This window comes from uncultured Veillonella sp., from assembly GCF_963524655.1.
Lineage (GTDB): Bacteria > Bacillota > Negativicutes > Veillonellales > Veillonellaceae > Veillonella.
On sequence record NZ_CAURHA010000030.1, the window covers coordinates 1 to 26,085 of the forward strand.

At 41.5% G+C, this 26,085-nt stretch carries 26 protein-coding genes; 2 read left to right on the plus strand and 24 right to left on the minus strand.

Features of this window, described 5'->3' with window-relative positions; genetic code table 11:
- Positions 1-105: 105 nt before the first annotated feature.
- Positions 106-390 carry a PepSY domain-containing protein gene (locus RYM16_RS06650; RefSeq protein WP_314983080.1) on the minus strand — a complete coding sequence of 95 codons (285 nt, stop codon included), beginning with the start codon at positions 388-390 and terminating at the stop codon, positions 106-108.
- Between the two features lie 365 nt (positions 391-755).
- Between RYM16_RS06650 and RYM16_RS06655 the strand changes: the two genes are divergently transcribed.
- A complete protein-coding gene (locus RYM16_RS06655) occupies positions 756-1,943 on the plus strand; it encodes a multidrug effflux MFS transporter (protein WP_314983081.1) in 1,188 nt (395 codons plus the stop codon).
- Positions 1,944-3,015: 1,072 nt separating this feature from the next.
- Here the strand turns inward: RYM16_RS06655 and RYM16_RS06660 are convergent.
- The 23 genes from RYM16_RS06660 to pduB (RYM16_RS06770) all read right to left on the minus strand — a co-directional run bounded on the left by RYM16_RS06660 (position 3,016) and on the right by pduB (RYM16_RS06770) (position 24,579).
- Positions 3,016-7,272, minus strand: coding sequence for an acyl-CoA dehydratase activase-related protein (locus tag RYM16_RS06660; protein WP_314983082.1), 4,257 nt, complete (start codon positions 7,270-7,272; stop codon positions 3,016-3,018).
- A 435-nt stretch (positions 7,273-7,707) separates the two neighbouring features.
- On the minus strand, positions 7,708-8,826 hold the full coding sequence (locus RYM16_RS06665) for a 1-propanol dehydrogenase PduQ (protein WP_314983083.1): 1,119 nt from the start codon (positions 8,824-8,826) through the stop codon (positions 7,708-7,710).
- A gap of 11 nt (positions 8,827-8,837) precedes the next feature.
- Entirely contained in the window at positions 8,838-10,271 is a 1,434-nt protein-coding gene (locus RYM16_RS06670; protein WP_314983084.1) for an aldehyde dehydrogenase EutE, read from the minus strand.
- A gap of 128 nt (positions 10,272-10,399) precedes the next feature.
- Positions 10,400-10,666, minus strand: coding sequence for a EutN/CcmL family microcompartment protein (locus RYM16_RS06675; protein WP_024066335.1), 267 nt, complete (start codon positions 10,664-10,666; stop codon positions 10,400-10,402).
- A complete protein-coding gene (pduM, locus tag RYM16_RS06680; RefSeq protein WP_314983085.1) occupies positions 10,653-11,156 on the minus strand; it encodes a PduM family microcompartment protein in 504 nt (167 codons plus the stop codon). Before pduM ends, RYM16_RS06675 begins: the two co-directional genes overlap by 14 nt.
- On the minus strand, positions 11,146-11,985 hold the full coding sequence (gene eutJ, locus RYM16_RS06685; protein ID WP_314983086.1) for an ethanolamine utilization protein EutJ: 840 nt from the start codon (positions 11,983-11,985) through the stop codon (positions 11,146-11,148). The genes pduM and eutJ overlap by 11 nt, the downstream gene beginning before the upstream one ends.
- 10 nt (positions 11,986-11,995) lie before the next feature.
- A complete protein-coding gene (pduL, locus tag RYM16_RS06690) occupies positions 11,996-12,616 on the minus strand; it encodes a phosphate propanoyltransferase (protein WP_314983087.1) in 621 nt (206 codons plus the stop codon).
- 6 nt (positions 12,617-12,622) lie between these two features.
- Positions 12,623-12,898 (minus strand): propanediol utilization microcompartment protein PduA, encoded by a 276-nt coding sequence (gene pduA / locus RYM16_RS06695; RefSeq protein ID WP_005385294.1) that lies wholly within the window; start codon positions 12,896-12,898, stop codon positions 12,623-12,625.
- 32 nt (positions 12,899-12,930) lie between these two features.
- Positions 12,931-13,476 (minus strand): BMC domain-containing protein, encoded by a 546-nt coding sequence (locus RYM16_RS06700; protein ID WP_314983088.1) that lies wholly within the window; start codon positions 13,474-13,476, stop codon positions 12,931-12,933.
- A gap of 59 nt (positions 13,477-13,535) precedes the next feature.
- Entirely contained in the window at positions 13,536-13,727 is a 192-nt protein-coding gene (locus RYM16_RS06705; RefSeq protein WP_105098105.1) for a hypothetical protein, read from the minus strand.
- 92 nt (positions 13,728-13,819) lie between these two features.
- Positions 13,820-14,662 carry a propanediol utilization microcompartment protein PduB gene (gene pduB, locus RYM16_RS06710; protein ID WP_314983089.1) on the minus strand — a complete coding sequence of 281 codons (843 nt, stop codon included), beginning with the start codon at positions 14,660-14,662 and terminating at the stop codon, positions 13,820-13,822.
- A gap of 2 nt (positions 14,663-14,664) precedes the next feature.
- The gene (pduA, locus tag RYM16_RS06715) at positions 14,665-14,946 is read right to left on the minus strand and encodes a propanediol utilization microcompartment protein PduA (protein ID WP_008602344.1); all 282 of its coding nucleotides are present in this window, start codon (positions 14,944-14,946) and stop codon (positions 14,665-14,667) included.
- 44 nt (positions 14,947-14,990) lie between these two features.
- Complete coding sequence (locus tag RYM16_RS06720; RefSeq protein ID WP_105098107.1) at positions 14,991-15,998, minus strand: nicotinate-nucleotide--dimethylbenzimidazole phosphoribosyltransferase; 1,008 nt, start codon at positions 15,996-15,998, stop codon at positions 14,991-14,993.
- A gap of 18 nt (positions 15,999-16,016) precedes the next feature.
- Complete coding sequence (locus RYM16_RS06725) at positions 16,017-16,457, minus strand: EutP/PduV family microcompartment system protein (protein ID WP_105098108.1); 441 nt, start codon at positions 16,455-16,457, stop codon at positions 16,017-16,019.
- Positions 16,458-16,470: 13 nt separating this feature from the next.
- The gene (gene eutS / locus RYM16_RS06730; RefSeq protein WP_008602338.1) at positions 16,471-16,833 is read right to left on the minus strand and encodes an ethanolamine utilization microcompartment protein EutS; all 363 of its coding nucleotides are present in this window, start codon (positions 16,831-16,833) and stop codon (positions 16,471-16,473) included.
- Positions 16,834-16,912: 79 nt separating this feature from the next.
- The gene (locus tag RYM16_RS06735) at positions 16,913-17,635 is read right to left on the minus strand and encodes an MIP/aquaporin family protein (protein WP_105098109.1); all 723 of its coding nucleotides are present in this window, start codon (positions 17,633-17,635) and stop codon (positions 16,913-16,915) included.
- A 10-nt stretch (positions 17,636-17,645) separates the two neighbouring features.
- Entirely contained in the window at positions 17,646-18,701 is a 1,056-nt protein-coding gene (locus RYM16_RS06740) for a cob(I)yrinic acid a,c-diamide adenosyltransferase (RefSeq protein ID WP_314358657.1), read from the minus strand.
- A 27-nt stretch (positions 18,702-18,728) separates the two neighbouring features.
- Complete coding sequence (locus RYM16_RS06745; RefSeq protein ID WP_314983090.1) at positions 18,729-19,103, minus strand: glycerol dehydratase reactivase beta/small subunit family protein; 375 nt, start codon at positions 19,101-19,103, stop codon at positions 18,729-18,731.
- A complete protein-coding gene (locus RYM16_RS06750) occupies positions 19,100-20,926 on the minus strand; it encodes a diol dehydratase reactivase subunit alpha (RefSeq protein ID WP_314983091.1) in 1,827 nt (608 codons plus the stop codon). Before RYM16_RS06750 ends, RYM16_RS06745 begins: the two co-directional genes overlap by 4 nt.
- Positions 20,927-20,944: 18 nt before the next feature.
- On the minus strand, positions 20,945-21,475 hold the full coding sequence (locus tag RYM16_RS06755; protein WP_314983092.1) for a diol dehydratase small subunit: 531 nt from the start codon (positions 21,473-21,475) through the stop codon (positions 20,945-20,947).
- An 11-nt stretch (positions 21,476-21,486) separates the two neighbouring features.
- Positions 21,487-22,173 (minus strand): propanediol/glycerol family dehydratase medium subunit, encoded by a 687-nt coding sequence (locus tag RYM16_RS06760; RefSeq protein WP_296001793.1) that lies wholly within the window; start codon positions 22,171-22,173, stop codon positions 21,487-21,489.
- A 9-nt stretch (positions 22,174-22,182) separates the two neighbouring features.
- Positions 22,183-23,844: a propanediol/glycerol family dehydratase large subunit gene (locus RYM16_RS06765; RefSeq protein ID WP_314983093.1), complete on the minus strand. Its 1,662-nt coding sequence runs from the start codon at positions 23,842-23,844 to the stop codon at positions 22,183-22,185.
- Positions 23,845-23,865: 21 nt separating this feature from the next.
- Positions 23,866-24,579 carry a propanediol utilization microcompartment protein PduB gene (gene pduB / locus RYM16_RS06770; RefSeq protein ID WP_314983094.1) on the minus strand — a complete coding sequence of 238 codons (714 nt, stop codon included), beginning with the start codon at positions 24,577-24,579 and terminating at the stop codon, positions 23,866-23,868.
- A 501-nt stretch (positions 24,580-25,080) separates the two neighbouring features.
- Between pduB (RYM16_RS06770) and RYM16_RS06775 the strand changes: the two genes are divergently transcribed.
- On the plus strand, positions 25,081-25,971 hold the full coding sequence (locus RYM16_RS06775) for a PocR ligand-binding domain-containing protein (RefSeq protein ID WP_314983095.1): 891 nt from the start codon (positions 25,081-25,083) through the stop codon (positions 25,969-25,971).
- Positions 25,972-26,085 lie beyond the last annotated feature (114 nt).

A 26,085-nucleotide genomic window follows, 5' to 3' on the forward strand; every position in this document is an offset into this window, starting at 1 on the left:
GGTGGTTTTATGATTCGCGACTACGTCGCGAACCAGTCTAAAGACAATAACAAAAAGAACAGCTCAGAAATGAGCTGTTCTTTTTTATGATTTACTTTTAAAATCTTAGTAATGTTTGCGTTCTACTTCCCATTTAGTGAAAGTACCAGTATCTGCATCGATTTCGAAGTCATATTCATAACCATTGTAATGAATTTCGCCTTCATACTCTAAACGACCATGATCATAGTCACGATTAAACTCAGTTACATTTGCAATTGTTGCGCCTGGAACACGAGCCAATGCGCTTTGCACAGCCTCATCAGAGCTAATAGCCTCTACAGAGGTGAATGTTGCAGTACCAATAACAACTACTGCTGCCAATACTAAAGTTTTTACAAATTTGTTCATACTAAACTCCTATATACGATAAATTACATCGATATTTTTAGATTTAATCTATGTCTTTATTTTAATCTATAAAATCAGATGTATCAAACTCAAAGTTTTGATATCACATTCTATAAAGAGTTACCTGATTCTATACAACTACTTTTTCATACACAAAAAATTTTAATATAAAATTTTATAATTCTTATAAATCACTTTATTAGTTTATACTCTAATTATTAGAAAAAACTTTTACAAAAATATCTATAGAATTTATATTTCAATCGTGTTACAATACTTCTTGTTAAATAGAAAAAATTAAATGCAGTCTGCGAAGTGCGATTCGCAGACTTTTTTATTCTCTATTTTAAGTACAGGAGGTTTCTATGACACAAGAAAGTTCTGCCAGGGTTTCCTTTATCATGGTAGTTTTTCTCGGTCTATTGACGGCGATTACACCGCTCGCAACAGACCTTTATTTGCCAGCATTACCGATTATGCCTGGTGAACTCAACACAACAGCATCTAATATTCAAATGACCATTGGTGTTATGACCTTTGGCGTTGCCTTAGGCCAATTATTTGGTGGCCCTATAAGTGACACAATGGGCCGTAAAATGCCACTTGTTGTAGGTAACTTACTATGCGTTATTTCTAGTATTATTTGTGCCTATGCACCTAGCATCGAAATACTATTACTAGGTCGATTTCTACAAGGCTTAACCGGATCTGTAGGCGTAGTTATATCTAAAGCTATCGCTCGAGACTTTGCATCTGGTCAAGAACTGACTAAACTATTTGCTATGCTCATGATGGTTAATGGCCTCGCACCTGTAATTGCACCTTTAGTAGGTGGCCAACTACTTCTCTTCACCACATGGCGCGTTATTTTTATCATCTTAGCCGTATTCTCTTCTATTCTATTGCTAGGTTCTCTTCTTTTCCGTGAAAGCTTACCAAAGGAAAAACGCGTTACTGGCGGCCTTGCTACGGCTACAAAGAACTACTTTACACTGATCAAAGATAAACGTTTCCTAGGACAATCTTTAATTCAATTCTTTGCTTTCGGCGCTTTCTTTGCCTATATCTCAGGTTCATCCTTTGTATACCAAAATATTTTCCAACTTTCAGCTCAGGAATTTAGTTACCTCTTTGGTATCAATAGCTGCGGCATTATCTTGGCCAGTGCCATTAGCGGACGAGTAAGTAATGTCGTAACATCTCGCCAAATACTTACATTCAGTCTATGGCAACTTACAATCGGCTCTTTACTATTCTTAGTAGCCATGATTTTCGAATGGTCTCTCATTCCTGTAACAACAATTTTATTCTTTACTGCATGTACAGTATCCCTATTCGGTTCCGCCTCATTCTCTATGGCTATGACTAAATACGGCAAAATGGCAGGCAGTGCCTCTGCCATACTCGGCTTTGCAAGCATGTTTGCAGCAGGTATTGTATCACCAATCGTTGGGCTTGGTGGAGAACATACGGGCATACCTATGGGGATTACAATGCTAGTATGTGCAGCGCTTTCTTTATTGTGCTTGTATGGTTTGGTAGAAAAAGATTAATTTATTTTATACGTTTCTGTAAGCCCCACAATGGGGCCCAACTACAACAGAATAATATTAGTATATAAATAAGATACCCCTTTCCTTGCTCAGTACGGCGCTACGCTTCGTAAAATCGCTTCGGAAAGGGGTATCTTATTTATATTAACACTACCTGTAGAGGCGTCCCATTGTGGGGCTATACAGCTTAAATTAAAATCTGCTAATTCTTTTTTACAAATACACTATGCACAATAAAGGAAAGCGCAGGCCCAACTGATTGTAGGGAGAAAAATAAGTCGTAATGGGGCCCAGTTACAATTGAATAAATTTAAGTATAAAAATAGCACCACCTTCTTCTTGCTCAGTACGTCACTTCGTTCCGTAAAATCGCTGCGAAAAAGGTGGTGCTATTTTTATTAACATTTTTTATAAAGGTGTCCCATTATGACATAACAGCATCAACAAAATGTTTAATCATATGTATTCTACATTCTAATATCAACTTGGCACTATTCTTTTATATCCACACCAATATACATAAGCACAATAATGAAAAGCGCCAGCTCAACTGATTGTAGGGAAAAGAACACAGCCCTTTCCCCCCCTCTCCGTTAGGTGTATTGCGAATTTTTTGTGAATAATGAGATAAAAACTCGATGGAGCTATTAGGGATATAGTAGATTGGATTATTTACATTTTATAATGGGACATCTTCATATCAGGTGTATATAGAAAAGAATACAGCCCTCTCTGCAGCGATTTTACGGAGCGTAGCAACGTACTGCTGAGCTAAGAGAGGGCTGTATTTTTTCTATACTAATAATATGCAGTTGTATCCGGTCCCCGTTATAAAATATAAAGCACTTCATCGCTTATTCGCTAACTTCCATCCTAACTCCTTCCCACTGCACTAGTTATATTTTCAATGGGACAGCTTCATAACTAGTGTATATAGAAAAGAACACAGCCCTCTCTGCAGCGATTTTACGGAGCGTAGCAACGTACTGAGCCAAGAGAGGGCTGTGTTTTTTCTATACTAGTGATATGCAGTTGTAACGGGGCCCCATTGAAAATATAACGGAGCACACCGTTACTCGAACATTGTCGATAGTAGTAGTTTCAATCTATTTGCTTGGTTTACCGCACTGGAGCCTGGATCGTAGTCGATGGCAGCAATGCGCACGTCTGGGTAGGCAGCAGATAGGGTTTTAACCATACCTTTACCTGTTACATGGTTTGGCAAGCAGCCGAATGGTTGCAAGCATACGATTTGTTTGGCCCCTTTTTCGATGAGGTCAATCATATCGCCTGTGAGGAACCAGCCTTCACCGCATTGGTTACCAAGACCGATAAATTGAGCTGCTTCTTTTGCCACTTCTGTCATACGTTGTAGTGGGTCAAAGTTTTTAGACGCCGCTACTGCTTTAGCATATGGCAAGCGGTATAGTTCAAGGGCTTCACGAGCCAGTGTACCAAAGAAGCCAGATAGCCATGTACCATCAAGGTGTTTCGCACGGTACGTGCTGTCCATTGCACAGTACAAGAAGAAGTCTAATAGGCCAGATGTAACGACTTCGCCCCCTTCTTTTTCAATGAGTTCATTGATATGGTTATTCGCACTAGGATGGAATTTAACGTAAATTTCCCCTACTACGCCAACGCGAGGTTTTTGTACGTCTTTATTAACTGGCAAGTTATCAAAGTCATGGATAATTTCTTTGATGTACTTATTATACTGGCGAAGGCTTGCAGATGTAATGTTTTCACGAAGCTTTTTAAGCCAGTAATCACATAATGCATCGGTAGAACCAGGGTTCTTTTCGTATGGCCGTGTAGCCAATACGCATTGCATGATAGCATCACCGTATACAACGGCTTGAATCATGCGATGCAAGAAGCCTTTAGTCAATTTAAAGCCTGGTTGACGTTCCATATCACTTGCATTGAGGGATAGGATAGGCACTTGTTTCATACCAGCATCAATCAATGCTTTACGCAAGTAACCGATATAGTTTGTCGCACGACAGCCACCACCCGTTTGAGAGATGATAACAGCCGTTTTTTCTACATCGTATTTACCAGATAGCAAGGCCGCCATGAGCTGACCTACAACGATAATAGCTGGGTAACATGCATCATTATTGATGTATTTTAGGCCCACTTCGATATCGTCACGCGTAGGCGCTGGCAACATTTCGAAGTCATAGCCTTCGTTTTTGAGGACCGGCTCTAAGAGGCTAAAATGCAAAGGTGACATTTGGGGCACCAAGATTTTATAAGTCTTACGCATTTCTTCAGTGAACACCACGCGATTGTAATCGTACGTTGGTAATTGTTCTACTACCACTTCTTCCGGAGCTTCTGGGTTATTATGACGACGCAAGCTACGTTCCATTACAGATTGCAAGGAGCGCAGACGAATCGTTACTGCCCCGAGGTTTGTACCTTCGTCAATTTTGAGTAAGGTATGGATTTTGTGGTTTGCTGAAAGTATATCTTTTACTTGATCTGCAACGATAGAGTCGAGACCACAACCGAAGGAGTTAAGCTCAACGATTTGGAAGCCTTCTGTTCTGCTTACGAATTCAGCAGCACGGTATAGACGGCTATGGTAGGACCATTGGTCTACAACGCGCAAGTGCTTGATATCATTACCAAGTGGTGCCACGCCATCTTCAGTAAGAACAGCCATGCCAAGGGATGTAATGAGCTCAGGAATACCATGATTGATACCGGAGTCTAAATGATATGGACGGCCCGCTAAAACGATGGTCGGAATTTGTTCCGCCACAAGGCGAGAAACCGTTTTCTTCGTCGTTTCACGGTAAGAAGCTTTACAGTTTTCTTGCTCTTCCCATGCAAGGTCTACAGCCTTAGCAATATCTTTCTTCTTGAGATCCAAGAAGTCCAATGCTTTCACAAGGGCAGGAACAAGAGATTTTTTATCAGCCAACGGCAAGAATGGTGCGTGGAATGGAGTATCCCCTAACACGTCTTGCATGTTGTTTTTAATTAATTCTGGATAGGAAATAACCATCGGACAATGGTAGTTGTTGTCGCGGCTAAATTCCTTTGGACCATGTTGCACACAAGGATACCAAACAAAGTCTACCTGTGCATTCGCAAGATCGCGAATATGACCATGTACAGCCTTTGCTGGATAGCAAGCTGTATCGGATGGAATCGTATCGATAGCCTTGTTGTATTGGTCCTTCGTTGTGTAATCAGAAAGAATTACCTCATAGCCCAAGGTATTGAAGAAAGTGAACCAGAATGGGAAATCCTCGTACATGTTGAGGACACGTGGAATACCAACGCGCATTTTACCTTCAAACTCTGGGATATTCTTCTTCAAATAATAGTCAAAGTAACGACGTAATTTTACATCTACCAAGTTAGGAACTGCTTTTCGCTCCTCTTGAATCATACCGCCTGCACCACGGTCACAACGGTTGCCCGTTACGTAGGTACGCCCATCGGAGAATGCATTGATTGTAAGCATACAGTTGTTAGAGCAAAGGCCGCAATTTCGCATTGTCGTAGATACTTGTAAGGAGTTCAGACCTGCACTATCTAGCAATGTACTATTACCCTTTTGCAACTCTTCAGCTGTTTCAGCAGCAAGAAGAGCCATCCCGTATGCACCCATCAAGCCGGATACGTCAGGACGAATTACTTCTACGCCCATCAATTTCTCGAAGGCACGCAAAACGGACTCGTTATAGAACGTACCGCCTTGTACAACGATATGATCGCCCAATTCTTTAGGGTCTTTTACCTTAAGAACCTTGTAAAGAGCATTTTTAATGACAGAATAAGCAAGACCTGCTGCGATATCTTGTACCGTAGCACCTTCTTTTTGAGCTTGCTTAACCTTAGAGTTCATAAATACAGTACAACGAGAGCCTAAGTCGATTGGCAAGGTTGCCAATAAACCTTCCTTCGCAAATTGGTCGATAGGAATACGCAAGCCAGATGCGAAGGTATCGATGAAAGAACCGCAACCAGAGGAGCAAGCTTCGTTCAATACGATATCTTCGATGTAGCCATCGCGAACCTTACAGCATTTCATATCTTGACCGCCGATGTCCAAGATAAAGGATACATCAGGGCAGAAGAAGCGAGCCGCACGATAGTGAGCCATCGTTTCTACTTCGCCGATATCGATGCCGAGGGCGCGTTTAAGAAAGGCTTCGCCGTAGCCAGTTACGCCAGAGTGCGCAATATACGCACCTTTAGGCAATAATTCGTAAATTTGCTCGATAATTTCACGAGATTTTTCTAATGGTTTACCATGGTTAGGACCATAGTGAGAGAAGATAATTTCCTTATTGCTGTTAATGAGTACTACTTTTAGCGTAGTAGAACCAGCATCAATACCAAGGTAACAAGGACCTTGAGCATCCTCGATATTTGCCTTTGGCGTTACCGCCTTAGCATGACGAGCTCGGAATTCTTCTAATTCTTGTTCATTTTTAAATAGCGGATCTACACGGTCTGTAGCTTCCATAGGAATACCGATAAGAGCACCGATTTCCTTTGTCAATTGACCAACCGTAATCTCACGGCATTCATCTTTCATCAATGCCGCCCCTAAAGCGATGAATAATTCACCATTCTCAGGGATAATGCGTTGAGATTCTTCCAGCTCTAATGTGTCACAGAAGCATTGGCGTAATTCAGACAAGAATGTCAACGGACCACCAAGGAATGCCACATTACCTTCGATTTTATGGCCGCATGCGAGGCCTGCAATCGTTTGGTTTACAATAGCTTGGAATACGGATTTAGCAATGTTTTCATGGGATGCACCTTGATTTAACAAGGCTTGAACGTCGGTTTTTGCAAACACGCCACAACGTGCTGCAATCGGATAAATTGTATCAGAATTCATAGCCAATTGGTTGAGACCAGATGCATCAGTTTGCAACAAGGTCGCCATTTGGTCTATGAAAGCACCTGTACCACCAGCACAGGAACCATTCATGCGGTGTTCTGCAGTTTGACCTAAGTAAGTAACCTTCGCATCCTCACCACCTAGTTCGATGATAACATCTGTTTCTGGATAGAGCGCTTTTACAGCTCGCGTTTCAGCAATAACCTCTTGTACGAATGGAATGCGCACTTTGTCGGCCATCGCCATACCACCAGAACCAGTGATACATACATGAACTAGATCATCTTCATGGCCCGCTTGAGCCTCTTGGAGCAAGGTATATACTGTGTCCAAAATGTTCGCATAATGGCGTACGTATTTCTTATACAAATAATTATCGTGTTCGTCCAATAGTACAACTTTAACCGTTGTAGACCCCACGTCAATACCCATGCGTAGCATGTGCTGCATAAATACCTCTCTTTTTAACAACCGTATGACCGCCTAAGCGATCATACTCGTTTTTGTGAAAGTAGCACATCATAAAATACCAAATACGATGTACTAAACATCTAACTTGTAAAACTCAAAATTAGATGAGGATATTATACTTTCACGAAAATATCTAAATTTTTAAATATCCTACTTATATTATACAACAAAAGCAGTTAAAATCTAAGCTTTCCATATTCCAAAGAGTTATAGAGAATATACCTAAATTTGAATTGCAACGTCATATTTCCTATAGGATATAAAAAGTATTATAACACTTTACTATGAAAAAAGATGTATCTAGCAGTACTTAAATAAACTGATAACAGTCATATAAAAATAAGAAAAGAGACTTCAATGAAATCATTAAAGTCTCTTTTCAAAACATTATGTTACTATCGGCGTTATATGGATTTACAGCACCTTTTTATACAAGCTAACCAAATCATCATGAGTAGCCGGATACGGATTGAATCTATAGCACATATCCTCTAGTGCTCTATCTGCCATAAGGTCGAGCTTAGTTTCCGATACAGCTTTATCTACACCAAAGGCTGTCAGATTCATTGGACAGTCTAATGTATGTTGCAATGTAACGATAGCTTCTATAAGAGCAGCTAATTTATCCACCTCTGATGCATTATGATCTGCAAAGCCTAATTTAGCAGACAAATGAGCATATTTTTTAGCTACCGCCGGATTGTGGGAGCAATTAAATCCAATTACATACGGCAAGAGCATACTATTAGCTAGGCCATGAGGCACATGGAATTGTCCTCCCAACTGATGAGCCATGGCATGAACGATACCTACGCCAGCCTTGTTAAAGGAAAGCCCTGCAAGGCATGATGCTTCGTGCATAGACATGCGGTCTTGTTCTGTTGCTGTTGGCTTATGACATTTTGGTAAATATTCAAAAACAAGCTCAATCGCTTGTTGTGCCAATGCATCAGTAAAATTATTTGCCGCCGTTGCCACATAGGCTTCAAGAGCGTGAACAAGTACATCCATCCCACTAAATGCAGTAACATTTGGTGGAGATGTTTTTACAAACAATGGCGTTAATAAAGCTTCATCAGGTAATACCGCATCATCCACAAGAGGATACTTAATTTGCGTTTCGCTATCTGTAAGAACAGCAAAGGCGGTTACTTCAGATCCTGTGCCACTAGTAGTAGGAACTGCGATGAAGGATTTAATATCCATATGCTTTAGCTTACGACCGAAATATGCTATACCTTTGCTCATATCGATGCAGGATCCCCCACCAATGGCAATGATAACGGTCGGTTTAATACCTTCCATAAATTCAATGCCCTTTACAACATGGGTTATAGGTGGATCAGGTACTACATCAGTATAAATAGTCACCTTATTTTTACTATCCATTAATCCCATCACATACGTAAGGCTCGGAGAATCTTTTAAAAATGGATCACATATGATAAGGATGGATTCATTATTAAATTCTGTAAGACGATTCAACGAATCTGCTCCTGCATAAATTTGAGTTGGAAAAGTCCATTTATTCATATGCTCACCACCTATCGAATATTGAACCCTGTTGTTAAGCAACATCTACGACGGCGTGCAAAGCAGCGTGCTGATGTAGTAGATTCCCCAGTAGGTGTAGCAATTGTAAAGGTTGTCGTACCTTCACCACTAAAACCAAGCCCTGCATAGGATGGACCATTCTTAACAAAAATAGATGTTTTCATTTTACGGGCCATCCGATTGAGGCGTTCCATATTTAAGGAATGCATTGTTGCCGTATGATGTAAGCCCGCTTCTAACATCAAGCATACATCGAGACCTTCATCAAAGCTATCTACCGTCACAACCGGTAGAATAGGCATTAACATTTCAATCACTGCAAATGGATGGTCTTTTGGTGTACGCATGATGATCAACCGTGGATCACCGTTGTACGGAATATGTGCCGCATCTAGAATGACGCTTGCATTCTTACCGACGAACTTTTTGTTTGGTGTCCCATTCGGTAATACAGTTAAATCTACTAAGCGTTGAATATCTTGTTGATTTTCAATAAGGACGCATCCTGCTTTCACCATTTCTTGAACTAGCTGTGGCTCGATTTGGCGCATGGCAACGACGCTCTTTTCAGCGATACATAGAATATTATTATCGAGGCTAGCACCTAGGACGATATCTTGAGCTGCCTTTTTAATATCTGCTGTTTCATCTACAAAGGCTGGTGGATTACCAGCACCGGCACCGATAACCTTTTTACCACTTTGAAGCGCTTGTTTTACAACCCCAGGGCCACCAGTAACAACTAATAGACTCACATCGGGGTGCAACATCATCTCTTGAGCGGACTCAATAGATGGCTCACGAAGTGTTACGATAAGGTTTTCAATGCCAATCGATTTAGCAATAATTTGATTAAGTTCACTAACTAGCAATCGACTAAGATGCTTAGCGCCAGGATGAACACTAAAGAATACCGCATTCCCTGCAGCTAGCATACCGATTGTATTACATATTAACGTTTCTGCCGGATTTGTACTTGGTGTAATAGCACCGATGACACCGTAGGCAGACAATTCGTATAATGTCATGCCGTTATCACCAGTTTCACACTCTGTAACGAGATCTTCTACACCCGGTGTTTTATCGAGTGTAAGATTTAATTTCAATACTTTATCTGCAACGCGACCCATTCCTGTTTCTTCCACAGTTTTTTGAGCCAACTCTTGTACTCGTGGGCGCATAGCAGTACGAATATCTGCTATTACCTTTTCACGGGTTGCCAAGGTGCAATCTTCAAAGCGCGCTTGCGCTGCTTTTGCCGCTTGAATGGCCTCATCAACAGTATCAAATACACCTGGTTCAACTTGACCTCTAGGCGCTTGTTTAATAGGTTGTGATGAGGCTGCTTCTTGCTTTTGCCCCTGTAATACATCTATAACCATGGAGCGGATCATTTCTTTCAACTGTGTATTGTTTTCCATCATGAACCTCCATATAGGTTGCATTGCTGATGCAATGACCATGTCAACTAACGGTGTACACAATCAGTGATACATTCATGATGTGACACAATAACTAGGTTTAACTCTGGCACCAGCTATTTCCTATACAATTATTTTTCAAAACTATCAATAATACCCACAATAGCGCAATCTACTGCGGTGCCTTTATCATCTTCAAAAATATGCCGTGCCGATGAGCCTCGAGTTAGAAGCACATATTCACCTTCACCAGCACATACTGTATCGACGGCGATTTCTATGCGCCCCGTCAACTCTTGTTCTCCATCGAGAATATCCACCATCATCAGCTTCATTCCCTTTAGAGATTCATGCTTTTGAGTAGATACGATACTACCCACTACTTTACCGACTTGCATACTTCTCGTTCCCTTCAATTATTGTGATACCTAAGCGCTCTATCTCTTCGCGAGCGGCCATGGTAAACCGTTGTCCCCTATATATGACGATAATAGACTGACTTTCACAAGATCTAACAAAAGAGGCTGTTATCCATCCTTGTGAGGAAGCATATACAGGATGTCCAAATTTATCTAGAAATTTGATAGGCCAATCTAGAATAACTGATGGATTCATCAACGAGGTTACAGGGACTGCGAGGCGGATTGTCACCTCACAGTCATAAGCTAATGCACGGTGCAAACAGGCTACCCAAGGCACCAATGTATCGCCCATTAACTCTCGTATATGACCATAATCTATACCAGTAAAAGAAATGAGTTGATTCTGCAACAATATATGTTCATCATAGCTATTGCATTCTGTGACCATAAACGTAGCAGTGGATGTCATGCGCTTTTCTAGGCGTTCTAGCACCAGTTTAACTAATGCATCCATATTAATGCTCACTTCCCATGGCAATCCCTAAGGGCGTTACAAATTCTGGATATAGTGGCTTATCTACAGGTAATCCTATATATTGACTGAAAGTTTTTGTAAACTCCTCAAAATTAGAAGCACCACCTACAACAACAATAGGAGTCCCCTTTTCATAGCCACCCTCTTGTAACGCACGCTTAGAAATAGCTGCCATTTTTTCAACAACAGGCCGTATAGTTGCATATACATCGCGTTTATTAGCTTCATTGCGCTTATAAGCCTCCGCTTCAGGGATAGAAATCCCATAGGCCCCGCTAATAACAAGATTCATATGAGTACCCCCTGTAGGCTCATCTACGGTATATACAACTCGGCCATCTTTTAAAATGCTTATGCCCGTAGTCCCACCACCGACGTCGATAACAGCGCCATCGGTGATGCCTAGCACATTAGCAGCAGCGGTAGGTTCGTCTAAAATACAAGTTACTTCAAAACCGGCACTTTCCAAAACATGACCTACTACATCTTTATTCTTGCCTATCGTTCCAGGTGGAACAGCTGCTGCGGCATATACAAGTTCTGTGCCTAAGGCGGATTCCGCCTTAGCCTTTAGCTCTCGCGTAATCGTAACAGCACCCACATAGTCAACTACAAGGCCATCTCGAATAGACTCGTTGTATTCAAAGGCACCATATATAGGTTTACCTTTATCGTTTACTACGGATAGGACAATAGATGATGTACCAAGGTCGATGCCTACACGCAAATTCTTTTGATTATGAGAGCTCACTTGTTTAGACTCTACAAGATCAGAGAACTCTTGCAAGGTATTATTTGCCTTTTTCAAACCTTTCATCATATCACCTACTTTACTGTACAATTCTCGCCATCACTGTACCTTGTACATTGGCAGCATTCGCCTCATCTGTGTCAATATGGAGTTCTAGGACAAAACCATGTACGGCCCGAACGATAACATCACCAAATACAGTGGTGCGTTCTGGTGTTTGAAGTTCAACATTAACGCTATCACCGTCGTTTACATGGAACCGTTTTGCATCATCCGGCGACATATGAATATGTCGCTTTGCAACGATACAAATAGGCTTTGTAATTTCCCCATTTTCCGTACACAGAGTAATCTCTACGGCTGATTCTAAATGACCAGATAGCACAATAGGAGGCTTTATGCCTAATGTACGAGCATCGGTCAACGATACCTCCACTTGTGACTGTTTTCTAAGAGGACCTAGTACGCGGACATTTTGAATGACCCCTTTAGGCCCCACTAAAGTAACGGTTTGTTCTGAAGCAAACTCTCCAGTTTGTTTTAAGTCACTTTTCTTAGTAATAGCCTGATTCGGGAATAATACATCCCAGTCCGCCTGACATAGATGGACATGTCTATTGCTCACACCTATGGGAATGGACGATTCGAACATGGCTTCGATCACTTCTCGTACGATAGCACGAATCTGTTCCCGATCCATAAGCTATTATCCTTTCTTAGGTAAGATTAATTCTACGTCGCTATGAGGGCGTGGAATTACATGAGTAGATACTACTTCGCCTACTTTTTGTGCTGCTGCACAGCCTGCATCAACCGCTGCTTTTACAGCGCCAACATCACCGCGAACCATTACAGTTACAAGACCGGAACCAATTTTTTCAGTACCTTCTAATGTAACGTTAGCTGCTTTTACCATTGCATCAGCCGCTTCAATTGCGCCTACTAAACCTTTTGTTTCTACCATGCCTAATGCGTTATTCATGATAATCTCCTTTATTGCTTCTTACCTTTACATTATTTCTTTTTAGTGCTTTTTTTCGGTGTAGCTTTTTTCGTTACTGCCTTCTTGGAATCCTTTGGATCAACAATGGTGGAGACGATTTCATTCAACACCTTTACAGCTTTTTCATCGAGAGAAGACTTCTTTTCTTCAGTGCCTTCAGCTTTACTGTTTTCTTTTGAACCATCTTTAGCATCATCTTTAACTACTTTTGTAGATTCTTCTTTAACTACTGCTTTTACTGGTTCTATTTCAACAGATACTTTAGCCGACTGTTCCTTAAAGTCTTCATTGAAAGCTTCTACAAGACCTTCTGCTGGACGAGGAATCACCTTATGAGCTACATATAGATTCATTCCCTTTGTTATAGCAATGCCTGTTTGAACGGCTGCATCTACAGCGGCTACATCGCCTGCTACTTTAACAGTCATCCACCCAGAGCCTTTAGCCTTTTCAATGCCTACTAGCCTTACATTGGCAGCCTTAACCATTGCATCTGATGCGGTAATAGCCCCCAATAACCCAGCCACCTCAAGCAATCCTAGCGACTCTTTCACCATGCCACCTCCCGTCTAATACTTGGATGATTCGCTCTCTGGATTCATGCATTCCTATAATGCTAGCTACGTTGCATATCTACTAACATTTGACGAATCAAATCTTTTAACTCTGGCTCTTGAGGCTCTGATTTTAGATCTGCTTTTGGTTCTTCTTTTGGTTGAACTTGAGCAGGTTCCTCTTTGAGCATTCCTACTTCATCCATTATGTCCATAATGATAGCCCGTAACATTTGTTCATTTAGTTCTGCCATTATGAATCCTCCTATTCACATTGTGAAAGTATCATCTATTGCGACGTGATAATGATATGTAATGAATGTATGACTCTTTGAACTAACATTCATTAAATAATGTAAGCATTACCTTTATTCTTAGGTCTTTCTCCCATAGTTTCTAATAATGCTAAACCCACATCACGTGCTACTTTTACAGCTTGTTTAACAGCGCCAGAATCACCACTGATTTGTAAAATAACTTCGTTACTCATAGCTGAACTCGATGGAGAACGATAGCCTACCACATCTACATTAGCTGATTTAACAGCTGCATCCGCCATAACTACACCGATAGCGGCTGGGGCACCAATGATTAAGCCAAAGGCTTTACCTTCTGGAGTCCCGAAGGCAGTTACTAAGGCATCGCCTGCACGAGCTGTATATTGAACTTCCACATGACCTGCTTCATTCATATATACTTCCCCGAAAGTGCGTTCTAATTCACGTAATGCTACCTCTACAGAACGTCTTACATCGGATACGTCATCGCCGCCGAATATAATGAGGGAACCAGAACCAGCGCCACCTTTCATATCTCTGGCGAATTCAATGCTAACAATCTCTGTATTCGTTGCTTTTACAGCTTCATCAGCGGCCATGATTTGCGGCCCTGCACCAGTACGTGAGCCTAAGATACCGATAGATCGATATGACTTAGTGAGCTTCATAGCTTCCAATACTTGACTATCAACATTGGCAATTACTAGACCAATTGTATCGCCTGTTGTAGTGCTACCTACGTGTTCAGTAATCATAGAAGTTTGTAGTTGACTTACAGCAGGTGAACTTACAGGTGCTGGAGCACATGATGCATTACTAGTCGCGCCTGAAGTTTTGCTTAAATCAGCACTATCGATACGCATCAATACGCGCTTTAAAATCTCATCTACCATACTTTTAGTATCGGCCATAATTATTCACCCTTTGTTGGTAAAATACCTTCTACATCTTTATGTGGTCTTGGAATTACATGAGTAGAGATAACAACACCTACGCGTTCCGCAGCAGCTGCACCTGCATCTACGGCAGCTTTTACAGCACCTACATCACCGCGAACCATAACAGTAACGAGACCAGAGCCAATTTTTTCATTGCCCACTAGTTCCACATTAGCTGCTTTAAGCATTGCATCAGCTGCTTCAATAGCGCCTACTAAGCCCTTAGTTTCCACCATACCTAATGCTTCTTGTGTCATCTGTTTTCTCTCCTTTTACAAAACATAATACAAAGAATACCAATTTATTTTTCTAATAGTTCCACCATAGTGCCTATGTTCATAAAGGCAAAATGTGCAGTTTTAAGTAGTTGTACCATCAGTACAGCCCCTGTACCTTCACCCAATGCCATTTGACCATGGATGGGAACTTCATCAAGACGTATATTTGCATACGCTAATGCTGCGGCCATTCCTACTTCACGAGAATAATGAGATGGAATGCCATACAATGGCGCATCACCATTCATTTGAGTGGCACAAGCCATCGCTACCGCTGTAATATACCCATCAATAACGAATGGGATATGTAAATCTGTACAAGCTACCATCGCACCTGTAATTGCGGCTATATCAAAACCACCAACACGACTAATAACATCCTTTGGCGTATTGAGATGCCCTTTATGATGAGCTAGTGCAGTCCGTACAAACTCACGTTTTTGATTCATATACGCTTCGTCATCGGGACCAGATCCAGGTCCTACAGTTATGCGTGGGTCTAATTTTGTGAGCCCGCTTAACACGGCTGCTGATGTGGTAGTATTACCAACGCCCATTTCACCGAAGGAAAATAGATTAATTCCCGATTCCGCATAATACACAACGCGGTTGTAACCAGCTTGGTATGCTAAATCAAATTCTTCGCCGCTCATAGCGGCACCATGTAAAATATTTTTCGTACCTTGACTAACTTTTCGGTCTATACCGATGCCTTTAGGACACGCAATACCAACGTCTACCACTTCGTAAGGAATATGGTTAAAAATGCAGTAATTGGCAACTGCACTTTTACCATCAATCATATTTTGAGATTGTTTACGAGTGATTTCATAGTTATAACCGATTAGTCCGTCTACGGAAATTCCGTTATCTGCAGAAAAGATAATATGTTGTACATGAATCTCAGGCCGAATTTCTTGCCAAGCGAGACACATTTTTTTGAAATATCGCTCCCATAGACCTAAGCTTTTTGGAATGATCGCCTTATTTAAAATAAATTGGTTGAGTTGTTCTTCAAAACCTCTGTCCATGGAAAAACCTTCTTTCAACTAACTATATATGTAGTCACATAAACGGTCCAACGATGCTTGATCGTGAACGGATATTTCAAAAATCTTATTCGCTCCCGCTAGCTTGAGATTTCGGCGAGGCGCCTCCACATCTTTTCCCGTATCAACCTTTGATACAACACCGATAACCTCACGATTTAAAGAGTTCCCAAAACTTGGTGGAAATATAGTTGTTTCATCACCAGCAGGAATCATGAAAATCACTATATCCGCGTCATAGGCGTGTAAGATAATGCCTCGATAGTAATTAGGATTTTCCATATATTCCCCAGGGGTATCAATAAAATTTCCTACTCGAGTTATGGCTTGTGTCTTGTGGTACGTTGCAGAGCCATGAGTAATCGTATCTGCCAATGTGGTCTTACCACATCCGCTGCGCCCTACGAGAAGGATGCGTTTTTCTTTCTGTTCGGTACTCATAATTGCCCTTTCATTAGGATCTTGTTAAATCCGTTGGGAAGAATCCTAATATGCGTTGCAATCCTTCAATAACACTTTGCAATGCTGATTCAACAGCAGATACATCACCAGTTATGAGAAGTGCCCCCGAAAATCTGTCGATGAAACCAATTTCTATATCACCAGACTTGCTTGCAATATCAGCTGCAATAATGGTCCCTTCGCCAGGTGTTATGGTAAGAATCCCAATGGCATTACGCCCTTTTTCTTCAAGCCCCATTTTTCTAAATAAATCAGGCTTAGGATTGGCAATAACATGGGCTATCGTAACCTGCTTTCCGGGTACAAATTCTTGAATGATGCGCTGTTTAGCATCAATTACCTCTTGAAAGGCCATATAATCTCCTCCTAATACAAAATGTATAGTTTATATAGTGGCATGGACCATCCATAGGAGTCTCTCAATATAGATTCCCTTAAGGTGCCACCAATTTGAAGAATACTACTGCTAATCCTGCCCCAATCAATGGTCCCACAAATGGAACCCAAGCATATTGCCAGTTAGCCGTTCCCTTGTTAGGAATTGGCAAAATAGTATATGCCAAGCGAGGACCGAAGTCACGAGCTGGGTTTAATGCATACCCTGTAGTTGCACCAAAGGACATACCAATAGATGCTATGAGGATGCCTATAACCACTGGAGCTAAGCCATCTACCATCTTGCCTAAGCAAAGGATTGCTAGAATGAGCATAAACGTAGCAATAATTTCAGAAATCAAATTGCAAGGTTTATGATCAATAGCTGGACCAGTTGCAAAAATACCTACGCAGTTACCTTCATCAGGACCTGTTTCCTTGAAGTGCGGATAATAGAATACAGCTGCAATAGTAGCACCTACAAAAGCGCCTGCAATTTGAGCGATAGACATTGGAATCACTTGTTCCCATGGGAAGATACCTGCTACAGCGAGAGCAAAGGTAACGGCAGGGTTCAAATGACCAGGTCCACCTAGTGTAATACCTATATACACACCAAAGGTTACAGCAAAGGCCCATCCAAAAATAATGTGTAACCAGTTAGTACCAAAAATACCAACGATGGTTTTCTTTAATAAAATCGATGCATTTGTACTGTTACCAAATGCGAGTAAAACGGCAGTACCAACAAACTCACTGATATACATTTGTGTTACGTCCATTGTTTTCACCTCATTGATTTAACAAAGATTGTAATGCATGAGATGCAATGTCCATATCTTCCGCCACAGTGCCACCGCTAATGCCGAAACCACCGACAATTTCACCGTCGATGATAATCGGATAACCTCCACCAAAGGTACAGATTTTACGATTTACCATGGATTCAATGTTGAATAGATCGCCATCAGGCTGTGCACTTTGATGTACTTCGTGAGTTGCCGCTTTTAGAGCCACTGCTGTATACGCCTTTGCCTGTGCGATATCGTTGCTGATGAGCAATGCATCTGACATACGATGGAAATACATTAATACACCTTTTGCATCCACAATGGATACAACGATAGGTACACCTATGGACTGAGCATAGTCCATGGCTGCTTGTGAAAGTTTCGTCATAATTTCTTCTAGCTTTGTTCTAGTTGCCATATAACTAACTCCATTTTCAGTATTATGCCCCATATGCCATAAGCTCCGATTCGTTTCCGCCAGTACTTCAGCATGACTATTCTTAACACGTTCTGCTACGCGCTCTACAATTGTTTCTACAAATTGCACATAGTCTTCCATGCGAGCCATGATATAAAGAGCATCAGATAATCGATTTATAAATTTTCGAACCTCATCGCGAATTGGTTCTACTTCACCTAAACTAATGAGTAATCGTTCCCCTCGACGACAGATAGTACGCGCCACATGAAGCTCTGCAGCAGATAAATAATTACCGCTTAATATAAAGCTATGTTGTTGTGGTAATCGCTTCGTATAGTCATCGATCATACGTTCCAAGTCGCTAATATCTTGTTGTGAAATCAAGTTGCTACTTTCACTAAGATGTTCTACATGAGGCGTTGCTACCTCCGCACATAAGCGGAATAGCTGATGTTGTAATGTGTGAAGCACATGTTTATTCTCCTGTGAGACGACTAATTTCTCACACACACTAACCTGTGCATTTAATTCATCAAAGGTTCCATATGTGTCCACACGAAGTGAATTCTTAGGTACTCTAGTGCCATCAAAGAGAGCCGTTGTACCTGCATCACCGGTTTTCGTATAAATAGCCATATGCACCACCTCTCACGTTCATTCTATTTAAAAGGCCACTTCCAATCGTTCGTCAAAAGCGAATGGATTGCCTTTTACAAGGCGAGCTGCATTGACACCTAAGGTGCGCAAGCTATCCGGATATTGAGCATAGCCCGTAAGTCGATAAATAAATTGATGAGCTGGTATGTTTTTATAAGTTAACACAATCGCTTGTTCATCAACGCCAATACCGACTGACAAAGCCGAGTTTCGAGATGCTAAATCAGCCAAATCCATGTGAGTACCACTATGAGCCTCAATTACTACGGGTAGCCCTTCCTCTTCAATGCCATGTAGAACAGGTTTTAATACATCCTCACCGATATGCGATGTCGTATAGAGCAAGATGGTTGGCTTGCTGATGATACTTTGATCCATCATTGGCCTCCCTTCCCTACATAGGAGAGGACAAGTCCTGTTGCTACCGCATTACGCGCCCCTTCAACACCTCGAATATTGCCTCGCCCTGCTACTAATGCATATTGTGAAAGTGCATCGGTTACAAGTTGAGGAATTTCAAAGTCTAATGCAGAACCACCTACGATAACTACGAATGGTATATCTCGCACATTATGAGTAGGACTAACAGATGCCAAAGCACGGAGAGAGTTTGTTACAAACACCCGTTTCTTGGCGGTTTGACGAACACGTTTAATCGTTTCTAGTGGGATATCTCGCTCTACAGGAACGAGCCCATCAGGCGTAACGATAACAACGCGGCCAAACAATGCTGCCGGAAGTGGTTCATTAAAGAACTGCACCGTTCCGTCTTCGTGACGAATGTGATATACACTGAGTACTTGAGCCAATGGATCTCGTTTAATAGCTTCCGCAATGTGCATATCCTCTAAACCAAGTTCGGAGTTGATGAGCATTGTTACCATATTTCCTGCGCCCGCAAGATGAATGGCCTTAATTTTTCCTTCTTGATTGATGATAGATGCATCGGTAGAGCCTGCTCCTAAATCGAGTATGGCCATTGGTTTTGCTGTCCCCGGTGTAGTCAATGCGCCTAAGATAGCTGATTCAGCCTCTTCACCGCCGATTTCAACAGGAACACCCAATTCCTTTTCTACCTGCTTTGCAATGATTTCCATTTGTAGATGATCTGACTTAACCATAGAGGCAATGCCTACAGCCTGTTCCATAGAGAACTCACCTGCAAGGCCACCTTTCACATTAATAGGAACAGCCACATCTACAGCTAGTAAATCTTGAATATATACGTCTTGCGGTGATTTATTCGTCAATTGCGCCATTGTGAGGCGAACCTTTTCAAGCATGCCACCAACATTCGTACCTGCTTCCCCGCTGATATCCTCGATAGGATGAACGGATTCAAGGGTTTCCATGATTCGCTCCGCCCCTGCTGATACGTCAACAGATACAGTTCTACCGTTACCCATTACTATAATGGAACCAGCTGGTATTACCCGTTCTTTAACATCCCCTGCAGGTGTTTTGATAACTACAGCAGAACGGTTCCCGATGAGGGCTCTCGCAATAGGTACAATGTTCTTTGTTTCCTCTGGTGAAAGCTCAAATACAGTGGCAATACCATAAGGATTAGATAATTGTGATACTACTTGCCCAGGTTCTACAACCTCTACGGCAGAAAGCATACCCATTGGGATTTTATCGATATACGCAACCTCGTCTACGATAGGAATTTTGTTATTTAATCGATTATTGACGAGCACACCATCATCGGCTTGAAGGATAGCAGCACGAATATCATAGCCTCGTTTACAGTACGCATTGATAAGCTGTGCTACCAATTCAAAGTCGATAATCTTTGGAGCCACCACGATGTATGGTTGACCTTGCGGCTTATCGATTAATTGCTCAATAGGAACGGTATACCCTACGCCAAGTCCTAAACCACCTGGTGTTTTAGGGTTGTGCCCTATCATGGTAGATTCCGTAATAATGGTTTCCGTAATGGTCTCCATAGCTACATCACCGATAACTGGTGTAGCCTCATTAATACGAACTAAGTCAATATCTCGTAGTGTAAGATTAGCAGACCTGATTAGCGACTTGAGGGCATCCATGAGGCCTACGATATTTTCGCGAGTCCCTTTAATGCCTGTAGTACTAGCGATAGCAGAGGATAGGAACTTTACCTCACCATTGCTATGCACTTCGGCCAAGGCCGCTTCTGTTGTAGAGTTTCCGATATCGATGCCAACAATTCGTTTCATAATGACATCTCCTATAGGTTAATTATCACCTTTCAGTTTTTTACGACGTTCGTAGTTTTCTGCTGCTTCTCGTACAAAGTTTGCACAAATAGGAGCACCTAGACCATCAAGTTCGCTAGCAATATCCAAAAGTTCTTGTTTAGAAGAACGATATGGACGAAGTGCATTATACATTTCAAGTAAGCGTTTATCGCTAACTTTCGTCATTTCTGCGGCGCGGGAGAAGTTGAGTTCGATTTGATCACGGCCCCCAGCCTTAGCAATTTGACCTTGAGCTTTCAAAATGGATGGAGAAATTTTCAAATCATCCATTGTAATGTGACCTGCCATAACATTTTCCATCGTAATATGGCTCAAGTCACGGCCTTGACCAAGATCAATCCATTCTGGATGTTTTTTAGCAATCGGATAATCTTCGATTGTAACCACTCTATCTACTGTGTTAGGTGTAGATGGTATATGAGGCGTAGAGTACTGTGTTGCACTGCCTTTCGCCCCTTCTATTTCAGATACGATCTGCCGAATTAAGGCTTCTAATTCGTTAGCCATAGTAAACCTCCTTATACAGTGACACGAACTTCATCAGCTGGCTTACCTTTTACTACATGCTTCGTTTCTTTGATGTGAAGCAACGCAGACAATGCTTGGTATTTTGGACGAGCCATTTGATCGTTCAATGTTGGTACTGGTGTTGGGGATTCGCCCTTAGCGTATTTAGCAGCATTTTTACCAATAGCGCGGTATGTTTCAGCTGTTAATAGCGGCGCTTGAGGGAATAATTCCAAATTTGAAAGTGGTTGTAAGTCCCGTTGGTGAATCAAGGTAGTACCTTTAGATTGAATACCGATACATACACCAGATCCAGAAATAGAATCACCTTCAACGGCTACGGCCGCTACGTCAGAGGAACGGTATACACGGATTACACGAGCTTTTAAGCCTTCTTCTTCGATACCAGCTACTAATTGACGAATTACCTCTTGATGCGGCACACCAACGATAGTTTGTCGTTGACTACGACCAAAGGCAGGACCTACAGCAATCACTACTTCATCTGCGCTAGTGCCAGGTTGTGCAGGGCCACCTGTTTGAAGCCAGCTATCATCGCCAGTTGGATCTTCATGTCTAGGTGCTGCACTTTCACCAACATTAGTCTTGAATTGTGGCGCCTCATGAACGCCGCCCATTTCTTGTAAAACGTCTAGGATAATAGAGCGTAATACATCTCTGTTAATTTCAGCCATCATGACACCTCCTTATATATCCCGTGGATCAATGGCGTTTGGAATATCTTTAATACGTTCCCAATCTTCACCTTCCACACGATACCCTGTGCCAACACCTTGATAGTCATTTCTATTGTTAATCGCGGAGATAACGTTGAAATCACGGTCAAAGATGGCCGATGTTTGTAAGTAATCGCCGGAGATTTTTTGTTTCAATAAATTCAAAACACTTTGTGCTACATCAGGGTGACCTTCTTTAGCTAAGCCTTTTACGAAGTCGACGCCTGTAACACCACGGTTTAACAAGTCTTGAGCCGCTTTAATGTCTGCAACCTTATCGCGAGGAGGCATATCTTTAGAGCCATTTGCATACGTAGCAGCCTCTACCTCTTGATCTGTAATTGGAGGCAAGCCTAAAGCTTTGAACAACGCTTGTAATGCACGAGCCGCTTTATTACGAACTGCTACAACTTCTTCTTCGCGAGCAGGAATAAGACCGCCATTTACCTTGAGGTCACGTTGGATAACTGTCCAGTCATCATAGTCCTCTGCATCCCAGTTAGAACCAGCGAACATGTTGTCATAGTTTGGTGTAGAACTATAACCAGAGCAGATGAAGTCAGTACCAGGTGCAAATTGCATCAATGTACGGGCTGTTCTACGCAAGTCAGAATGACTAAATGTTTGGTCATTACTAGATGCACATTCTAGGTCGAGCATGGCTGCTACAAGGTTTTCTGCCAATACAGCGCGGATACCAGAAGGTACGGCTGCTGGAATGCCGATACAGCTTACAGAGCCATTTTGGATACCTTGTACACCAGCACCTTTTGTAATGTATAGGCAGCGGATTTCAAGGTACAACATGGATTTACCTTCTGCTTGGCCCATTTGTACTTCAGAGCCTGTACCAGATGTAAAGCGCATTTTAAGGCCTCGAGATGCATAAGCAGATGCGAGGAATCCTTTAGACCAAGGTGTGTCATCACCATCGGTAAATACGTCTTCTGTACCATATACGGAAATAGTTTCTGCATAAGCTGTGAAACCACGCATACCTAGTTCTAATTCTGTTGCTTCTTCCAAGGAGCATTGAGTCAATACGCCTGGACGACCACATTGAGAGCCTACAAGTAAGCTAATCGCATTAAGTGGTGCATAACGAGCAACGGCTACTGTAGTTTCTTCTTCTGCGAACCCACGAAGTGCACCTTCCGCAGCATCTGCTGCGATTTGTACTGGGTTATCATTTACGTTCGTTACATGGGCTTGGTTAGCCATGGTACGACGAGCGCGCATTTTTTGCATACATTGCATCATTTCAACAACGTTCATGCAAGAAACTACTTCCAACATTTTTGCTGGAGTAATAGATTTACAAATCTTAACGATTTCTTCGCGAGGTACTGAAGGGGTAAGCATCATATTAGCAATCTCTTTAGAGTCTTTTGCCATCGCTTCTTGAGCACCATCGAGAACGATACCGTAATTTGCAATAAATGTATCTATAAGGTCAAAATCTTCACGGCGTTTACCATCGAGTTCAACGATGCGACCGCCTTCAATTTTGAGGCTAGGCTTTGGATCTTGAGGAGATTCCATAGCTATAAAACCTTCCTCTACCCATTCCTTTACATAACCATCCTGATTAACAGGACGTTGACTTAAAACTTCGAAACGTTTTGATTTCATAGGGCATACCATCCTTTCAGATTAGATATAGGAAGGGGCTCCGTTCACTGGTTCGTCACCCATCGTAGCTAGCAATTTTTTACCTACTTCACGAGCAGAGATAACCGCTTGTCGTACAGCCCCAGAATCGCCAGAAATCTGTAAAATAACCTCGTTAGAATTGCTTGTTCCTGCAGAAGGAGATGCATAACCGATTACATCAACGTTCGCAGATTTAACAGCTACATCGGCCATCACTACGCCAATAGCTGCAGGAGCACCTACAATAAGGCCAAATGCTTTACCTTCAGGAGCACCAAATGCTGCATTTACTGCATGACTAGCGCGTGCTGTATATTGCAATTCAAGATGACCAGCATCATTTGCGTAAACATCGCCAAAGGTGCGTTCCACTTCAGCCAATGCCACTTCAATAGCGCGTTTTACATCGGATACATCATCACCACCAAAGATGATAAGAGAACCGTGACCTGCGCCACCTTTAGTATCACGAGGTAATTCAATGCTAACGATTTCAGTATTTGTCGCTTTTACTGCTTCGTCAGCTGCCATAATATGAGGACCTGCACCAGTACGTGCACCTAAAATACCGATAGAACGATATTTTTTCTTCAATTGCATCGCATCTAATACTTGTTGATCTACATTAGCAATTACGAGACCTATAGTATCACCAGTTTTGCTAGTCCCTACAAATTCAGTTAATCCACATGTTGTCGCCATAATACCCTCCATACGTGTAATGAAAGTATCTTTGTACAGGAATGTATGTTGCTGTATGTTATGCTATATCTCCTGATATTGTTTTAAGTCGCCTTATATCGCTTTTTATCGTTTCATTTATTTTTCATATATATGCAACGATATTCCCTGTACACCATATAATTTTATAGAGCATGCCTTGCTATTCAGTCACTGTCCATTGGGCTCAATCCTTTCTAAATATATGTAATATAAGGGTTTTTCTATCTTTATTATAGAAATTCTGTAATACAACTTTTTTATGTGTATTCGTAAAATGCGATTTTTCTATTACAAAAATGCCACAATCCTGTTATACTTATACATATAAAAGCAACAAATAACTTAATTTTATATGTATATGAATTTTAGGTGGTATGTCACTTTTTTCTTTTCTTAGTTTTTAAAGCTAGCCCATTAGATAGAGTACAAACAAAGTTATTAAAGCGGTGTACTTCCTAAACCCCTCACACATTTGCGATTGGAGGTGTCACAATGATTTGTACAAACGAAGATACGAAGCTTATCAATGAAATCATGCGTGATTTCACAAACATAACAAATATTGCAGCTATTTTGGTAAATAATCGTGGAAAAGTGTTATCCCAAGAATATAATTTTTCCCCATTTTGTAAGGTTGTAAGACGTAATCCAAATTACGCCAAACGCTGTAACCAATGCGATTTATATGGCGGGCTGGACGCTACAAAAGAACTATCCTCCTGTCCGTATCGCTGTCACATGGGCCTTATAGATTTCTCCGTGCCTATCATGAAAGATGGTGCCATCTTAGGTTTCATCATGGCAGGGCAAATGAAAACAGAAGACACAACTATTAAGCCGATTTTACCTACCCAAACTGATTGGCATTCTGACACCAAGCTTCGCGCCTTATATCGGACCTTGCCTGTTCTGACGGCAGAACAAATTTACAGCGCTACAAAAGTCTTACGGATCTTGGTAGGACATTACTTTCCGTTTAACGATGTCCTAGCCGAAGAAATGCCCTATGAACAATTGCCAGACTTCGTAGAAACTGAACGACCTATCAATCGTCCAGAAATTCGGAAAGCTATGCTATACATAGAAAAAAACCTGAGCAAACGCGTGTCGCTCAGGAGGATTTCGGAACATATTCATTTAAGCGAGTCTTACTTTTCTAAAATCTTTAAAGATGATACAGGACTATCAGTTGTGCAGTATATAACACTATTGCGCATACAAGAAGCAAAAAAGCTATTGGTATATTCTCAACTAACAGTTAATCAGATTAGTAAAACCTTGGGCTATAATAGAACAAGCTACTTCTGTAAAATATTTAAGCTAGCTACCACAGAAACCCCACATTCGTACAGAAAAAAATATGCAAAACCAATTGATGCGTAATATGCTAAATATTAGCAGTTTAACTATGCAATAAAAAATAGAGTGATGAGATCCTAGATATTGTAGTGACCCCAAAAAGTTAGACTTTTATTTCCGAGTAACCTAAACTGGTTG

Excerpts from the sequence above, each read along its gene's own strand:
- RYM16_RS06760 (WP_296001793.1), bottom strand. The coding sequence starts at position 22,173 with ATGATGGCTGAAATTAACAGAGATGTATTACGCTCTATTATCCTAGAC.
- eutJ (WP_314983086.1), bottom strand. The coding sequence starts at position 11,985 with ATGATGAAAGGTTTGAAAAAGGCAAATAATACCTTGCAAGAGTTCTCT.
- eutS (WP_008602338.1), bottom strand. The coding sequence starts at position 16,833 with ATGGCCTTTCAAGAGGTAATTGATGCTAAACAGCGCATCATTCAAGAA.
- RYM16_RS06725 (WP_105098108.1), bottom strand. The coding sequence starts at position 16,457 with ATGAGTACCGAACAGAAAGAAAAACGCATCCTTCTCGTAGGGCGCAGC.
- RYM16_RS06705 (WP_105098105.1), bottom strand. The coding sequence starts at position 13,727 with ATGGCAGAACTAAATGAACAAATGTTACGGGCTATCATTATGGACATA.
- RYM16_RS06675 (WP_024066335.1), bottom strand. The coding sequence starts at position 10,666 with ATGCAAGTCGGTAAAGTAGTGGGTAGTATCGTATCTACTCAAAAGCAT.
- RYM16_RS06700 (WP_314983088.1), bottom strand. The coding sequence starts at position 13,476 with ATGGTGAAAGAGTCGCTAGGATTGCTTGAGGTGGCTGGGTTATTGGGG.
- RYM16_RS06740 (WP_314358657.1), bottom strand. The coding sequence starts at position 18,701 with ATGGCTATTTATACGAAAACCGGTGATGCAGGTACAACGGCTCTCTTT.
- pduB (WP_314983089.1), bottom strand. The coding sequence starts at position 14,662 with ATGGCCGATACTAAAAGTATGGTAGATGAGATTTTAAAGCGCGTATTG.
- RYM16_RS06670 (WP_314983084.1), bottom strand. The coding sequence starts at position 10,271 with ATGATGGAAAACAATACACAGTTGAAAGAAATGATCCGCTCCATGGTT.
- pduA (WP_005385294.1), bottom strand. The coding sequence starts at position 12,898 with ATGAATAACGCATTAGGCATGGTAGAAACAAAAGGTTTAGTAGGCGCA.
- RYM16_RS06745 (WP_314983090.1), bottom strand. The coding sequence starts at position 19,103 with ATGATGGATCAAAGTATCATCAGCAAGCCAACCATCTTGCTCTATACG.
- RYM16_RS06775 (WP_314983095.1), top strand. The coding sequence starts at position 25,081 with ATGATTTGTACAAACGAAGATACGAAGCTTATCAATGAAATCATGCGT.
- RYM16_RS06750 (WP_314983091.1), bottom strand. The coding sequence starts at position 20,926 with ATGAAACGAATTGTTGGCATCGATATCGGAAACTCTACAACAGAAGCG.
- RYM16_RS06665 (WP_314983083.1), bottom strand. The coding sequence starts at position 8,826 with ATGAATAAATGGACTTTTCCAACTCAAATTTATGCAGGAGCAGATTCG.
- RYM16_RS06655 (WP_314983081.1), top strand. The coding sequence starts at position 756 with ATGACACAAGAAAGTTCTGCCAGGGTTTCCTTTATCATGGTAGTTTTT.
- RYM16_RS06720 (WP_105098107.1), bottom strand. The coding sequence starts at position 15,998 with ATGGACAGAGGTTTTGAAGAACAACTCAACCAATTTATTTTAAATAAG.
- RYM16_RS06735 (WP_105098109.1), bottom strand. The coding sequence starts at position 17,635 with ATGGACGTAACACAAATGTATATCAGTGAGTTTGTTGGTACTGCCGTT.
- RYM16_RS06660 (WP_314983082.1), bottom strand. The coding sequence starts at position 7,272 with ATGCAGCACATGCTACGCATGGGTATTGACGTGGGGTCTACAACGGTT.
- RYM16_RS06650 (WP_314983080.1), bottom strand. The coding sequence starts at position 390 with ATGAACAAATTTGTAAAAACTTTAGTATTGGCAGCAGTAGTTGTTATT.
- RYM16_RS06755 (WP_314983092.1), bottom strand. The coding sequence starts at position 21,475 with ATGGCTAACGAATTAGAAGCCTTAATTCGGCAGATCGTATCTGAAATA.
- pduA (WP_008602344.1), bottom strand. The coding sequence starts at position 14,946 with ATGACACAAGAAGCATTAGGTATGGTGGAAACTAAGGGCTTAGTAGGC.
- pduB (WP_314983094.1), bottom strand. The coding sequence starts at position 24,579 with ATGGAGGGTATTATGGCGACAACATGTGGATTAACTGAATTTGTAGGG.
- pduL (WP_314983087.1), bottom strand. The coding sequence starts at position 12,616 with ATGGATCGGGAACAGATTCGTGCTATCGTACGAGAAGTGATCGAAGCC.
- RYM16_RS06765 (WP_314983093.1), bottom strand. The coding sequence starts at position 23,844 with ATGAAATCAAAACGTTTCGAAGTTTTAAGTCAACGTCCTGTTAATCAG.